This window comes from Cupriavidus sp. FW305-3-2-15-C-LB2, from assembly GCF_058787575.1.
Genome location: NZ_JBYSZW010000042.1, coordinates 1 through 14,473, shown reverse-complemented (window position 1 = coordinate 14,473; position 14,473 = coordinate 1). Strand labels below are relative to the sequence as shown.

Sequence of the window (14,473 nt, the reverse complement as noted above, 5' to 3'; positions counted from 1 at the left end):
CCCTGCCTGCGCGCCGTTGCATCGTCAGCGCGTCAATTTCCGCATTGATCAGAAATTGCCGACAAACCATTCCTTCATGCGGGTCCACACCTGCTTGACCGACCCGCTCTGCACCGCCACCTTGCGTCCGCGCATGCGTTGCACACGGCCTTCCAGCAGCAGGCCCATCACGGTCGCGTAGCGCGGGCTCTTCACCACCTCGTGCAGGTTGCCGCGGTACTCCGGCACACCCACGCGCACGGGCTTGAGGAAGATGTCCTCGCCCAGCTCGACCATGCCCGGCATCATCGCGGTACCACCGGTGATGACCACGCCGGACGACAACAGTTCTTCATAGCCCGACTCGCGCACCACCTGGTGCACCAGCGAGTACAGCTCTTCGATGCGCGGCTCGATCACCGCGGCCAGCGCCTGGCGGCTGAGCGTGCGCGTGCCACGGTCGCCCACGCCCGGCACTTCGATCATGTCGTCCGGGTCGGCGATCGCCTGCTTGGCGATGCCGTACTGGATCTTGATGTCCTCGGCATCTGGCGTCGGCGTGCGCAGCGCCATCGCGATGTCGTTGGTGATCTGGTCGCCGGCGATAGGGATCACGGCCGTATGGCGGATCGCGCCTTCGCTGAAGATGGCGATGTCGGTGGTGCCGCCGCCGATGTCGACCAGCACCACGCCCAGTTCCTTCTCGTCCTCGGTCAGCACCGCCAGGCTCGAAGCCAGCGGCTGCAGGATCAGGTCGTGCACTTCCAGGCCGCAGCGGCGCACGCACTTGACGATGTTCTGCGCGGCGCTGACCGCGCCGGTGACGATATGCACCTTCACTTCCAGGCGGATGCCGCTCATGCCGATGGGCTCGCGCACGTCCTCCTGGCCGTCGATGATGAATTCCTGCGTCAGGATGTGCAGGATCTGCTGGTCGGTCGGGATATTGACCGCCTTGGCGGTCTCGATCACGCGCGCCACATCGGTCTGCGTGACCTCCTTGTCCTTGATCGCCACCATGCCGCTGGAGTTGAAGCTGCGGATGTGGCTGCCGGCAATGCCGGTGAAGACCTCCGAAATCTTGCAGTCGGCCATCAGCTCGGCCTCTTCCAGCGCCTTCTGGATCGACTGCACGGTGGCCTCGATATTGACCACGACCCCTTTCTTCAGACCCTTGGACTCTGACTGGCCCATCCCGATCACCTCGTAGCTGCCGTCGGGGCGCAGTTCTGCGACCACCGCCGCCACCTTCGAGGTGCCGATATCGAGACCGACCAACAGGTCCTTGTATTCCTTGCTCATCGGGTTTTCTCCGCGTTCTTGCTCTTCAGTCGCGTCGGATTGTTGTTGGAAGTACCTGAAACCGCTGCTGCCGCCGGCGCCGGCTTGGCCGCCTTCGCTGCTTTCGCCGCCTTCTCCGCCCTGACCGCCGCTGCGATCTGCGCCTCGGTCAGGAAGCGGGCATTGGCGGCGCGGATGGCAAAGCCGTTGGGATAACGCAAGTCGGCATACTCGATCTGGCTGCCCCATTGCTGGGTGACCTGCGGCCAGGCCGCGACGAAGCGCCGGACCCGCTGGTCCATCGCCACGCGATCCTCATCGTTCTGCTCGCGGCCCAGTTCGACCTCCATGCCGTTGGACAGCTTCGCGCGCCACGCATAGCGGCCAGACAGGGCCACCGCCAGCGGCTCGGCCTTGAGCGGCTTGAACCACTGGCGCATGACCTCGAGCTTCTCGATCACATCGCCCTCGCTGTCCGGCGGCCCGTCCAGCGCCAGCAGCTGTGCGTCTTCTTCCGCCTCGGCGGTGTTGGCGACAAAGACCTCGCCATAGGTATTGATCAGGCGCCCGCTGTCGGGCGTGCCCCAGGTGCCCAGCGCCTCGTGTTCCTCGACCTCGACCGCCAGGCCGTTGGGCCATTCGCGCCGCACGCTGGCGCGCCGCACCCAGGGCACCGACTCGAATGCCTGCCGGGCCGCGTTCAGGTCCAGCGTGAAGAAATTGCCGGTCAGCTTGCCCAGCGCGCTGGCACGCACGCTGGGCGCGTTCACGTGGCGCAGGGCGCCGCCGTCCAGCGGGCCGATCTCCACATGGGTGATGGCGAACACCGGCCGCTGCGCCAGCCACAGCAGGCCTGCCGCGAGCGCCATCAGCACCACCAGCGCGTACAGCGCGGAGGCGATCAGGTTGAGCAGGCGTGCGTTATGCCACATGGTCCGGTACGGTCCTGTTCGGTTGCGTTATTCGGGTTTCCAATGCTCGTTGGGATGCAGGTCCAGCGTGGCCGCGGCCACCACCTGCATCACGAAGTCCTCGTAGCTGATGCCAACCGCGCGCGCCGCCATCGGCACCAGCGAATGGCCGGTCATGCCGGGCGAGGTATTCATCTCGAGCAGGAAAGGCTTGCCGTCGGCGCGCAGCATCAGGTCGGCACGCGCCCAGCCGCGGCAGCCCAGCACGCGGTAGGACTGCACCGCCAGCGCCCGGACCTCGCGTTCGACTTCGGGATCCAGGCCCGACGGGCACAAGTACTGGGTATCGTCAGTAAAGTACTTATTTTGATAGTCGTAGTTGGCTTCGGGTGCAACGATGCGGATCACCGGCAGCGCTTCGGCGCTGTCGCCCTCGCCCACGATCGGGCAGGTCAGTTCGGCGCCGTCGATAAAGGTCTCGGCAATGACGTCGTTGTCCAGCGCCGCGGCCTTCTCGAACGCCGCGCGCATCTGGTCGGCGGCAGTGACCTTGGTCAGGCCGATCGACGAGCCCTCGCGCGCCGGCTTGACGATCAGCGGCAGGCCCAGGTCGGCCGCCACGGCATCAAAATCAGTGTCCGCATGCAGCATGGCAAAGCGCGGCGTGGCCAGGCCATAGGTCATCCACAAGCGCTTGGTGGCCTGCTTGTCCATGGCCATGGCTGATGCCAGCACGCCGCTGCCGGTGTACGGCACGCCCAGCTGCTCGAGCAGGCCCTGGATGGTGCCATCCTCGCCATAGCGGCCATGCAGTGCGATAAAGACGCGGTCAAAGCCGGCAGCGGCCAGCTCGGCCACGCTCTGCAGGCCCGGGTCGAAGCCGTGCGCGTCCACGCCGCGCGACTGCAGCGCGGCCAGCACGCCGTTGCCAGACATCAGCGAGATCTCGCGTTCGGCCGAGCGTCCGCCCAGCAGCACGCCGACCTTGCCCAGCGACTTGGGATCGATATTGGGATGGGCGACGAAGCTCATGCCTGGCCTCCCTGCGTTGATTGCGTCGATTGCTGGTGCGACACCAGCTGCCCCGGCACGGCCCCGATCGAGCCCGCGCCCATCGTCACGACCACATCGCCCGGCCGGACGGCATCCAGGATGGCCTGCGGCATTTCTTCCATCTGCTCCACGAAAACAGGTTCGACCTTGCCGGCCACGCGCAGCGCGCGGGTCAGCGCACGGCCGTCGGCGGCCACGATCGGGGCTTCGCCGGCGGCGTAGACCTCGGACAGCAGCAGCGCATCGACGGTGCCCAGCACTTTGACGAAGTCCTCAAAGCAATCCCGCGTACGGGTAAAGCGGTGCGGCTGGAACGCCAGCACCAGGCGGCGCCCCGGGAACGCGCCGCGCGCGGCGGCCAGCGTGGCCGCCATCTCGACCGGGTGGTGGCCGTAGTCGTCCACCAGGGTGAAGGTGCCGGCGCCGTCGGGCGTGGCCACCTCGCCGTAGCGCTGGAAGCGCCGGCCCACGCCATGGAACTCGCGCAGTGCCTTGACGATGGCGGCATCGGGCACCTCCAGCTCGGTGGCAATGGCGATCGCCGCGAGCGCGTTCTGCACGTTGTGCAGGCCGGGCAGGTTCAGCACGATCTCGAGCGGCGGCTCGGTATGGCCGTTGAGCTGGCGCTGCACGGTGAAGTGCATCTGGCCGTCGACCGCGCGCGCGTCCACGGCGCGGATCTGGGCATCCTCGGCAAAGCCGTAGCGCACCACCGGCTTGGACACGAACGGCAGGATCTCGCGCACGTTGGGGTCGTCGACGCACAGCACCGCGATGCCGTAGAACGGCAGCCGCTGGGTGAATTCGATGAACGCCTGCTTGAGCCGGGCAAAGTCATGCCCGTAGGTGTCCATGTGGTCGGCATCGATATTGGTGATGACCTCGATGACCGGGAACAGGTTCAGGAACGATGCGTCCGACTCGTCGGCCTCGGCCACGATGAAGTCGCCCGTGCCCAGGCGCGCGTTGGCGCCGGCCGAGTTCAGGCGGCCGCCGATCACGAAGGTCGGGTCCAGCCCGCCTTCGGCCAGCACCGACGCCACCAGGCTGGTGGTGGTGGTCTTGCCGTGCGTGCCGGCGATGGCCACGCCCTGCTTCAGGCGCATCAGTTCGGCCAGCATCACTGCGCGCGGCACCACCGGGATGCGCTTGCTGCGGGCGGCCAGCACTTCGGGGTTGTCGCCGCTGACGGCGGTCGACACCACCACCGCGTTGGCGCCGGTCACGTTGGCCGCGTCATGCCCGTGCATGACCGTGGCGCCGAGCGATGCCAGGCGCCGCGTGGCGGCATTGTTGCCCACGTCCGAGCCCGAGACCTTGTATCCCAGGTTCAGCAGGACCTCGGCGATGCCGCTCATGCCGGCGCCGCCGATGCCCACGAAGTGGATGTTCTTGACGATATGCTTCATTCGATTGCTGCTTATATAGGCTTCAGTCCCTGGCCAGCTGACTGCAGATCTCGGCGACGCGCCGGGTTGCCTCAGGTTTGGCCAGTCCGCGCGCCAGGCGCGCCATGTCTTTCAGCTGCGGCCGGGTCAGGCTGGCGATGGTTTGCGCCAGCCCCTCGGCCGTCAGGTCTTTCTGCTGCACCAGCAGGGCCGCGCCCTGCTTCGACAAAAATTCCGCGTTGGTGGTCTGGTGGTCGTCCACCGCATGCGGGAACGGCACGAACATCGCCGCCACACCCGCGGCAGCCACTTCCGACACCGTCATCGCGCCGGCGCGGCAGATCACCAGGTCCGCATCGGCGTAAGCGCGCGCCATGTCGTCGATGAACGGCAGGGTCTGCGCGGGCACCTGCGCGGCCGCGTAGTTGGCGCGCAGCGTGTCGATCTGCTTCGCGCCCGCCTGATGCGTGACCACCGGGCGCTCGCCCCCGGGCAGCAGCGCGATGGCCTTGGGCACCACCTCGTTCAACGCCGCGGCGCCCAGGCTGCCGCCCACCACCAGGATCCGCAGCGGGCCGCTGCGCTGGTCATAGCGCGCTTCGGGCGCGTCCAGGTGCGCCAGTTCCTCGCGTACCGGGTTGCCGGTCCATTCGCCGCCGGGCAGCGTGTCCGGGAACGCGCACAGCACGCGGTCGGCCACCTTGGCCAGCACCTTGTTGGCCAGTCCGGCAATCGAGTTCTGCTCGTGCAGCACCAGCGGGCGCCCCAGCAGCGACGCCATCATGCCGGCCGGGAAGGTGATATAGCCGCCCATGCCCAGCACCACGCTCGGGCGCACCCGGCGCAGCGCGGCTATGCTCTGCCAGAACGCACGCAGCAGGTTCAGCGGCAGCAGGAACTTGGTCACCAGGCCTTTGCCGCGCAGCCCGCCGAACTGGATGAACTCCATCGGGATGTCGTGCTTGGGCACCAGCGTGGCTTCCATGCCGGTGCGGTTGCCCAGCCAGACCACTTTCCAGCCCTGCTCGCGCAGCGCGTGCGCGACCGCCAGCCCCGGGAACACATGCCCCCCGGTGCCGCCGGCCATCACGAGCAAGGTGCGCGGTCCGGTCATACCTTCCCTCCGCGCATCAATACTCGATTTTCATAATCAATGCGCAGCAGGATCGCCAGCGCCACGCAGTTCATCAAGATCCCCGAGCCGCCATAGCTCACCAGCGGCAGCGTCAGCCCCTTGGTCGGCAGCAGGCCCAGATTCACGCCCATATTGATAAAGGTCTGCCAGCCGATCCACACGCCGATGCCCTTGGCCACCAGGCCGGCAAAGGTGCGGTCCAGCTGCAGCGCGGTGCGGCCGATATTGAAGGCGCGCCGCACCAGCCAGTAGAACAGCACGATCACCACCAGCACGCCGACAAAGCCGAATTCCTCGCCGATCACCGCGAGGATGAAGTCGGTATGGGCCTCGGGCAGGTAGTGCAGCTTCTCGATGCTGCCGCCCAGCCCCACCCCGGTCCACTCGCCGCGGCCGAAAGCGATCAGCGAGTGCGTGAGCTGGTAGGCCTTGCCCAGCGCGTTGCTCTCTTCCCACGGGTTCAGGTAGGCGAAGATCCGCTCGCGCCGCCAGGGCGAAGCCGTGATCAGCAGCGCGAACGCGCCGATTGCCACGCCCACCAGCCCGGCAAACAGCTTGCCGTTGATGCCGCCCAGGAACAGGATGCCCATCGCCACCGCGGCGATTACCAGGAACGCGCCCATGTCGGGCTCGAGCAGCAGCAGCATGCCCACCACCACCACCGCCACGCCCATCGGCAAAAAGCCCTTGGACACGGTCTGCATCCACTCCTGCTTGCGCACGGTGTAGTTGGCCGCGTACAGCACCACCGCCAGCTTCATCAGCTCGGACGGCTGGAAGTTCATCACGCCCAGCGGAATCCAGCGCCGCGCGCCGTTCACGCCCTTGCCGACGAACGGCACCAGCACGATCACCAGCAGGATCAGCGCGAAGATAAAGAGCTTGGGCGCGTAGCGGTCCCACACCTTGACCGGGACCTGGAACGACGCCAGCCCGACCGACAGCCCGATCCCCAGCGCGAACGCATGGCGCATCAGGAAGTGGCTCTCGCGATAGTTGGCGTAGCGCGGCGAGTCCGGCAGCGCGATCGAGGCCGAATAGACCATCACCAGGCCGAGCGCGAGCAGCACGATCGACACCCACAGCATGGGCTGGTCGTACTCCATCATGCGCGAGCGGGTCGGCTTGACGCCCGACACGGCGTCGCGCAGGCCACCCCAGGCATTGCCGATGGTGGCGCCGATAAAGCCGCTGCGCTTGACCTGTGCTTCGCTCATGGCAGGATCCCCCGGGACAGCGCCAGTTCTTCCACGGCGCCGCGGAACACCTCGGCGCGATGCACGTAGTTGCGGAACATGTCGAGGCTGGCGCATGCCGGCGACAGCAGCACCACATCGCCGCTCTCGGCCAGTCCGGCAGCCTTGGTCACGGCCTCTTCCAGCGTGCCGGCGTCGACCAGGCTGGCACCGCTGCCCTGCAATGCATCGCGCAGTTCACCCGCGGCACGGCCGATCAGCACCACCGCGCGCGCGTACTGCGCCACCGGCGCGGCCAGCGGCGAGAAATCCTGGCCCTTGCCTTCGCCGCCGGCGATCAGCACCACGCGCTTGTCCAGCCCAGACAGCGCGGCCACGGTTGCGCCCACGTTGGTGCCCTTGCTGTCGTCGAAATACTCGACATCGTCGATGGTCGCAACCCACTCCACGCGGTGCGGCTCGCCGCGGTATTCGCGCAGGCCGTGCAGCAGTGCGTTCATCGGCAGGTCGATGGCGCGGCACAGCGCCAGCGCGGCCATCGCGTTGGTGGCGTTGTGCATGCCGCGGATATGCAGCGCGTCGGCCGGCATCAGGCGCTTGTGGCGCACCGGCACGGCTTCCCGGGCCACCTCGGCGGCCTTGCGGCGGCGCGGCTTGCCCTCCCCTTCCGCGTCCGGATCGGGTTCGGCCAGCACCAGCCAGGGCATGCCGCCCTCGCGCAGGATGCCGAAGCTGCCCGGCGTTTCCGGCAGGTCGGTGCCAAAGGTCAGCGGCGTGCTCCCGGGCCGCGCCATATCCATGGTCAGGCGGTCGTTGCGGTTGAGCACCTGCACGCACTCGCTGCCGGCCGGCCCGAAGATGCGCGCCTTGGACGCGGCATAGGCTTCCATCGAGCCATGCCAGTCCAGGTGGTCCTGGGTGACGTTGAGCACAGTCGCCGCGGCGGGCGCCAGCGTGTGCGTGGTTTCCAGCTGGAAGCTGGACAGCTCAAGCACCCACACCTCCGGCAGCGATGCCGAGGCGATGCAGGCCGACAGCTTGTCCAGCGCCGACGGGCTGATATTGCCCGCCACCGCCACGCTCTTGCCGGCGCGCTCCACCAGCCGGCCGGTCAGCGCGGTGGTGGTGGTCTTGCCGTTGGTGCCGGTGATCGCCAGGATCTTCGGCGCGTAGCCGGACTCGGCTTCCAGGTGGCGCAGCGCGCGCACGAACAGCTCGATCTCGCCCCACACGGGGATGCCGCGCGCCTGCGCCGCGGCCAGCAGCGCGCCAGTGGCGGCTTCCAGCGGCGACAGGCCCGGGCTGATCGCCACCAGGCCGATGCCGTCGAGCAGGCTGTCGGCGAACGGGCCGCCGACGAATTCGGCCGAAGTCAGCTCGGCCTGCAGGAAGACAAGGTTGGCGGGCGCCTCGCGCGTGTCAGCCACGCGCACCGCGCAGCCGTTCAGGCCACACCAGCGCGCCATGGCCAGGCCCGACTCACCAAGGCCCAGTACCAGCACATGAGGTTTTTGCAGCTCGCCAAACACTTCGATTTCCTGCCTTTGTTTTCCTGTATCTATATAGAAAGCGCCGTCAGTCCCTGACCCGCGCAACCATTAACGCAACTTCAGCGTCGACAACCCGATCAGCACCAGCAGCATGGTGATGATCCAGAAACGCACCGTGACCTGGGTTTCCTTCCAGCCGCCCAGCTCGAAATGGTGGTGCAGCGGCGCCATCCGGAACAGCCGCCTGCCTTCGCCATAGCGGCGCTTGGTGATCTTGAACCACGTCACCTGCGCCATCACCGACAGTGTTTCCACCACGAAGATGCCGCCCATCACGAACAGCACGATCTCCTGGCGCACGATCACCGCCACCGTGCCGAGCGCGCCGCCCAGCGCCAGCGCGCCGACGTCGCCCATGAACACCTGCGCCGGGTGCGCATTGAACCAGAGGAAGGCCAGCCCCGCGCCGGCCAATGCCGAGCAGAAGATCAGCAGTTCGCCCGCGCCCGGGATATGCGGGAACAGCAGGTACTTGCTGTAGACCGAGTTGCCCATTACGTACGCAAACACGCCCAGCCCGCCGCCAACCAGCACCACCGGCATGATCACCAGGCCGTCCAGGCCGTCGGTCAGGTTGACGGCGTTGCTCGAGCCCACGATCACCAGGTAGGTCAGCACGATGAAGCCGGCCACGCCCAGCGGGTAGCTGATCTCCTTGAAGAAGGGCACGATCAGGTTGGACTTGTACGGCATGTCCAACGACAGCCCGCCCTCGACCCAGTTCAGGAACAGCTCCCACACCCGTACGTTGCTGCTTTCCGATACCGAAAACGCCAGGTAGACCGCGGCCACCAGGCCGATCAGCGTCTGCCAGAAAAATTTCTCGCGGCTCGACATGCCGCGCGGGTCGCGATACACCACCTTGCGGTAGTCGTCGACCCAGCCGATCGCGCCGTAGCCGAAGGTGACCAGCATCACCACCCAGATAAAACGGTTGCCCCAGTCGCACCACAGCAGCGTCGACACCGCGATCGAGACCAGCACCAGCACGCCGCCCATGGTCGGCGTGCCGGCCTTGACCAAGTGGGTCTGCGGGCCGATGGTGCGCACCGCCTGGCCGACCTTCAGCTCGGTCAGCTTGCGGATCACCCACGGACCGAACGCCAGCCCGATCAGAAGCGCGGTGAGGTTGGCCATCACCGCGCGGAAAGTCAGATAGTTGACGACCCGGAGGAAGCTGTAGTCGTTTTGCAGCCACTGGGCCAGAGCCAATAACATCGTGTTGTCTTATTTAATGTGCGGAAGTGTCTGCGACCAGCGCCGCGACCATCCGTTCCATGCGCATGAAGCGCGATCCCTTCACCAGCACGGCGCCCACTTGCGCCACCATGCCCCTGCTGTCTTCCTCCAGCGCCTTTGCCAGGGCTTCCGCGGTGCCGAAATGCCGGCCACCCGCGCCGAATGCCTGCACCGCATGCACGGCCAGTTCACCGGTCGCCCACAGCGTGCCAATGCCGCGTGCCTTGGCGTAGGCACCGATTTCTTGGTGGAATGCGGGGCCCTGGTCGCCCACTTCGCCCATGTCGCCCAGCACCAGCACACGCGGCGCGGCAAAGCCGGCCAGCACGTCGATGGCGGCGCGCATGGAGTCGGGGTTGGCGTTGTATGTGTCGTCGATGACTACCGTCCCACCCGGCGTGTACTTGACCTGCAGCCGGCCCTTGACCGCCTGGAACCCGGCCAGGCCCCGCTGGATCGCCGGCACGTGCACCCCCGCGGCCAGCGCGCAGGCGATGGCCGCCAGCGCGTTGCGCACGTTGTGCTCACCCAGCAGCGCCAGGCGCACGTCGAAGGCATGGCCAGGCGCGCGTACCTGCATCACCTGTGCGCCGTCGACCAGCGTCACGGTGGCGTGCACATCGGCGCGCTGCGAGGTGCCGAACGACAGCGCACGGCGCGCGCCCGCGGCATTGCGCCACACCGGCGCGTAGGCGCCGCCGCTTTCCGCGTCGAGCGGGTACACCGCCACGCCGTTGGCAGGCAGCGCCGCAATCGCGGCAGCGTGCTCGTGGGCGACGGCTTCCACGCTGACCATGAACTCCTGGTGCTCGCGCTGCGCGTTGGTGATCACCGCCACGGTGGGCTGGGCGATGCCGGCCAGGTAGACCGTCTCGCCCGGATGGTTCATGCCGAGCTCCAGCACCGCCAGCTTGTGCGTGGCGCGCAGGCGCAGCACCGTCAGCGGCAGGCCGATATCGTTGTTCAGGTTGCCGCCGGTGGCCAGGCGCTGCTCCTCGCCTACCGCCGCGGCGAAGATGGCCGCGATCATTTCCTTGACCGTGGTCTTGCCGTTGCTGCCGGTCACCGCCACCGCCGGCAGCGTGAACTGGCGGCGCCAGCCGGCGCCGAGCTCGCCCAGCGCAATGCGCGTGTCCGGCGCGACGATGGCCGGCACGCCGGCATCGACCTCGCGGCTGACCAGCACGGCGGCAGCGCCGCGCGCCACCACGTCGGCGATAAAGTCATGCGCGTCGAAGCGCTCGCCCTTGAGAGCGACGAACAGGTCGCCGGGCTCGACGCTGCGGCTGTCGCTATGCACGCGCGAAAACTCCACGGCGCCGTCGCCGCAAACGCGCGCGCCGGCGATCCAGCCGGCGGCTTGCTGCAAGTTGGTCATTGGGGTCTGGCTCATGCCGATACTCCACGGGTGGCAAGCGCCAGTCGTACATGTTCGCGATCGGAGAACGGGCGCTTGCGCCCCTGGATCTCCTGGGTGGCCTCATGGCCCTTGCCCGCCACCAGCACCACGTCGGCCGGTGCCGCGTGCCTGACGGCATAGAGGATGGCGGCGGCGCGGTCTTCGATCTGGCGCGCGCGCGCGCGCACGGCCATGCCGTCGGCAATGGCGTCCAGGATGTCCTGCGGGTCTTCGCTGCGCGGGTTGTCGCTGGTCAGGATGACCTCGTCGGCCTCGCGCTCGGCCACCGCGCCCATCAGCGGGCGCTTGATCGGGTCGCGGTCGCCACCGCAGCCGAACACGCACCACAGGCGGCCGTTGCGCGCCTGCGCCACCGGGCGCAGCGCGGCCAGCGTCTGCGCCAGCGCGTCCGGGGTATGGGCGTAGTCGACCACGGCCAGCGGCGCATCCGGGCCGCCGGCGGCACCGAACAACTCCATGCGCCCTTCGACCGGCGTCAGCGCGCGCAGCGCGGCGATGGCCGCGTCCCACGCCACGCCGTTGGCCAGCGCCGCACCCAGCACCGCCAGCAGGTTGCTGACGTTGAAGACGCCGATCATCGGTGTGGCCATCTCGGCGCTGCCGAAGCTGCCGTCGATATGGAAGGCGGTGCCGGTGGGCGTGGCGCGCACGTTGGTGGCGCGCAGCCACTCGCCGCGCGGGCGGCGCACCGTGGCCGCGCCGGGGCCGTCGATGCCGTATTCGATCACGTGCGGCGCGCCAATGGCGGCGGCGTCCGCCGCCAGCAGGCGCTGGCCCATGGCGTCGTCGCGGTTGACCACCGCGGTGCGCAGGCCGTCCCAGCGGAACAGGCTCTCCTTGGCGGCCTCGTACTCGGCCATCGAGCCGTGGTAGTCGAGGTGGTCCTGGGTCAGGTTGGTCAGCACCGCCACAGAGAAATGCGTGCCGGCCACGCGCTCCTGCTCCAGGCCGTGCGAGGACACCTCCATCGCCACCGCGCGCGCGCCGGCGTCGTGCAGGGACGCCAGGCTGGCCTGCAGCTGCACCGCGTCAGGCGTGGTGAAGCCGGTAGCCTGCAGCGCGCCCGGGAAGCCAGTGCCCAGCGTGCCGATGGTCGCGCAGGGCGTGCCGGCGGCCTGCAGCACCCGTGCCAGCCACTGGCTGCACGAGGTCTTGCCGTTGGTGCCGGTGATGCCGGTCACGGCCAGGCCGCGCACCGGGTTGCCATGCCAGCCGGCGGCGATCGGGCCGGCCAGCTGGTGCAGGCGGCTCACCGCGAGATGCGGCACGACGTCGCTGAAGGGCCAGTCGAAGCCGTCGGCCTCATAGACGATGGCCCCCGCGCCGGCGGCAATCGCCTGGGCGATATAGAGCCGGCCGTCGGTGGCCAGGCGCGCGTTGCCGAGCACGTAGGCGAAGAACACATCGCCACGCGCCAGGCGCCGGGTATCTCCGGTCAGCTGCGCGGCGGCGGCCACGTTGGTACGCAGCCAGGCCAGCGCATTGCTGGCCTGCGCGGTGACCTCGAGCGGGAGCAGTGGCTTGGCCGTCATTGGGTCGAACTCCACGGTTCGCTCTCCTGCACCTTGTCGCTGACCACCAGCTGGCGGATCGGCGAGTCGGGCTGCACATTCAGTGCGCGCAGCGTGCCGCCGGTGATGGCCGCGAACGCCGGGCCGGCCACCAGGCCGCCGTAGTGGCTGCCCGCGGTGGGTTCGTCCACGCTGACGGCCACGATGATGCGCGGATTCGACATCGGCGCCAGGCCGATGAACGAGGCGCGGTACTTGCTGCGGTTGTAGCCGCGGCCTTCATGCTTGTAGGCGGTGCCGGTCTTGCCGCCGACGCGGTAGCCCATCACCTGCGCCTCGGGCGCGGTGCCGCCGGGCGCGGTCACGGTTTCCATCATGGCGCGCACGTCGCGGGCCACCTGGGGCGACAGGATGCGCTCGCCGGTGGCGGGGCCGCTGGTGCGGAACATCGACACCGGGATCAGCTCGCCGTCATGCGCGAAGATGGTGTAGGCATGCGCCATCTGGAACAGTGACACCGACAGGCCGTAGCCGTATGACATGGTGGCCTGCTCGATCGGGCGCCAGCTCTTGAACGGGCGCACGCGGCCGGCCACGGCGCCGGGGAAGCCGATCTTGGGCGCCTGGCCCAGCCCGATGCTGGTGTACATGTCCCACATCTCCTGCGGCTTCATCATCATCGCGATCTTGGTCGTGCCGATGTTGCTCGACTTCTGGATCACGCCGCTCACCGTCAGCGCCCCGTAGTTGTGGGTATCGCTGATGGTGGCGCCTTCGAAGTTGTACTTGCCGGTAGTGGTGATCACCGTGGACGGCGTCACGCGCTTGAGCTGCAGCGCCAGGCCGACCGTGATCGGCTTCATCATCGAGCCGGGCTCGAAGGTGTCGGTCAGCACACGGTTGCGCAGCTGCTCGCCGGACAGCCGGGTACGGTCGTTGGGGTTGTAGGTGGGCCAGTTGGCCAGCGCCAGCACTTCGCCGGTCTGGGCGTCGAGCACCACCGCGCTGGCGGCCTTCGCCTTGTGCTTTTCGACCACGGCCTTGAGCTCGTTGTAGGCCAGGTACTGGATCTTGGCGTCGATCGACAGCTGGATGTCCTCGCCGTCGCGCGGGGTCTTCAGCACGCCGACGTCCTCGACCACGCGGCCCAGGCGGTCCTTGATCACCTGGCGCGCGCCGGCCCGGCCGGCCAGGCCGGGCTCGCGCGCCAGCTCCACGCCTTCCTGGCCACGGTCTTCCACGTTGGTGAAGCCGACGATGTGGGCCATCGCCTCGCCTTCCGGGTAGAAGCGCTTGTATTCGCGGGTCTGGTGGATGCCCTCGATCTTCAGCGCGGCGATCTTGTCGGCGACGTCAGGCAGCACCTGGCGCTTCAGGTAGACGAAGCCCTTGTCCTCGGACAGCTTCTTGCCAAGGTCTTTCTCGGACATGCCGAGCAACTTCGCCAGCTGGCGGATCTTGGCGGCCTCGACCTGGTTGGGCACGTCCTCGGGCACCGCCCAGACGGCCTTGACCGGCAGGCTGGTGGCCAGCACCAGGCCGTTGCGGTCCAGGATCTTGCCGCGCGTGGCCGGCAGCTCCAGCGTGCGCTGGAAGCGCTTCTTGCCCTCGGCCTCGTAGAACTGGTTGCCGGGGCCCTGGATCCAGGCCGCGCGCAGGGCCAGCGCGCCGAAGGCGGCGAACATCAGGAACACCACCAGCTTGGAGCGCCACATCGGCAGGCGCAGGCCCAGCACCGGGCTGGCCGAGAACTGCCCGCGGCGCGGGCGCGAGGCGGTGCCGTTGCGGTCACGGCGGGGCGGGTTGGGAC

11 protein-coding genes are annotated in these 14,473 nt (G+C 68.3%); all 11 read right to left on the bottom strand.

Annotated features, from left to right (window positions below):
• Positions 1–48 precede the first annotated feature (48 nt).
• The gene (gene ftsA, locus AC3WRR_RS25545) at positions 49–1,281 is read right to left on the bottom strand and encodes a cell division protein FtsA (RefSeq protein ID WP_010814765.1); all 1,233 of its coding nucleotides are present in this window, start codon (positions 1,279–1,281) and stop codon (positions 49–51) included.
• Positions 1,278–2,192 (bottom strand): cell division protein FtsQ/DivIB, encoded by a 915-nt coding sequence (locus AC3WRR_RS25540; protein ID WP_010814766.1) that lies wholly within the window; start codon positions 2,190–2,192, stop codon positions 1,278–1,280. The genes ftsA and AC3WRR_RS25540 overlap by 4 nt, the downstream gene beginning before the upstream one ends.
• Positions 2,193–2,219: 27 nt before the next feature.
• Complete coding sequence (locus tag AC3WRR_RS25535) at positions 2,220–3,203, bottom strand: D-alanine--D-alanine ligase (protein ID WP_011616088.1); 984 nt, start codon at positions 3,201–3,203, stop codon at positions 2,220–2,222.
• Complete coding sequence (murC, locus tag AC3WRR_RS25530) at positions 3,200–4,633, bottom strand: UDP-N-acetylmuramate--L-alanine ligase (protein ID WP_010814768.1); 1,434 nt, start codon at positions 4,631–4,633, stop codon at positions 3,200–3,202. The genes AC3WRR_RS25535 and murC overlap by 4 nt, the downstream gene beginning before the upstream one ends.
• A gap of 22 nt (positions 4,634–4,655) precedes the next feature.
• Positions 4,656–5,726 (bottom strand): undecaprenyldiphospho-muramoylpentapeptide beta-N-acetylglucosaminyltransferase, encoded by a 1,071-nt coding sequence (gene murG, locus AC3WRR_RS25525; RefSeq protein WP_010814769.1) that lies wholly within the window; start codon positions 5,724–5,726, stop codon positions 4,656–4,658.
• A complete protein-coding gene (ftsW, locus tag AC3WRR_RS25520; RefSeq protein WP_010814770.1) occupies positions 5,723–6,964 on the bottom strand; it encodes a putative lipid II flippase FtsW in 1,242 nt (413 codons plus the stop codon). Before ftsW ends, murG begins: the two co-directional genes overlap by 4 nt.
• On the bottom strand, positions 6,961–8,472 hold the full coding sequence (gene murD, locus AC3WRR_RS25515; RefSeq protein ID WP_011616089.1) for a UDP-N-acetylmuramoyl-L-alanine--D-glutamate ligase: 1,512 nt from the start codon (positions 8,470–8,472) through the stop codon (positions 6,961–6,963). Before murD ends, ftsW begins: the two co-directional genes overlap by 4 nt.
• Before the next feature lie 69 nt (positions 8,473–8,541).
• On the bottom strand, positions 8,542–9,711 hold the full coding sequence (mraY, locus tag AC3WRR_RS25510; RefSeq protein ID WP_010814772.1) for a phospho-N-acetylmuramoyl-pentapeptide-transferase: 1,170 nt from the start codon (positions 9,709–9,711) through the stop codon (positions 8,542–8,544).
• 13 nt (positions 9,712–9,724) lie between these two features.
• Positions 9,725–11,125, bottom strand: a complete 1,401-nt coding sequence (locus tag AC3WRR_RS25505) for a UDP-N-acetylmuramoyl-tripeptide--D-alanyl-D-alanine ligase (RefSeq protein ID WP_037025057.1) — start codon at positions 11,123–11,125, stop codon at positions 9,725–9,727.
• Positions 11,122–12,684 (bottom strand): UDP-N-acetylmuramoyl-L-alanyl-D-glutamate--2,6-diaminopimelate ligase, encoded by a 1,563-nt coding sequence (locus tag AC3WRR_RS25500; RefSeq protein WP_058698450.1) that lies wholly within the window; start codon positions 12,682–12,684, stop codon positions 11,122–11,124. The genes AC3WRR_RS25505 and AC3WRR_RS25500 overlap by 4 nt, the downstream gene beginning before the upstream one ends.
• Positions 12,681–14,473, bottom strand: a 1,793-nt coding sequence (locus AC3WRR_RS25495; protein WP_492298476.1) for a peptidoglycan D,D-transpeptidase FtsI family protein, incomplete at its 5' end; no start/stop codon positions are given. The genes AC3WRR_RS25495 and AC3WRR_RS25500, both read right to left, overlap by 4 nt.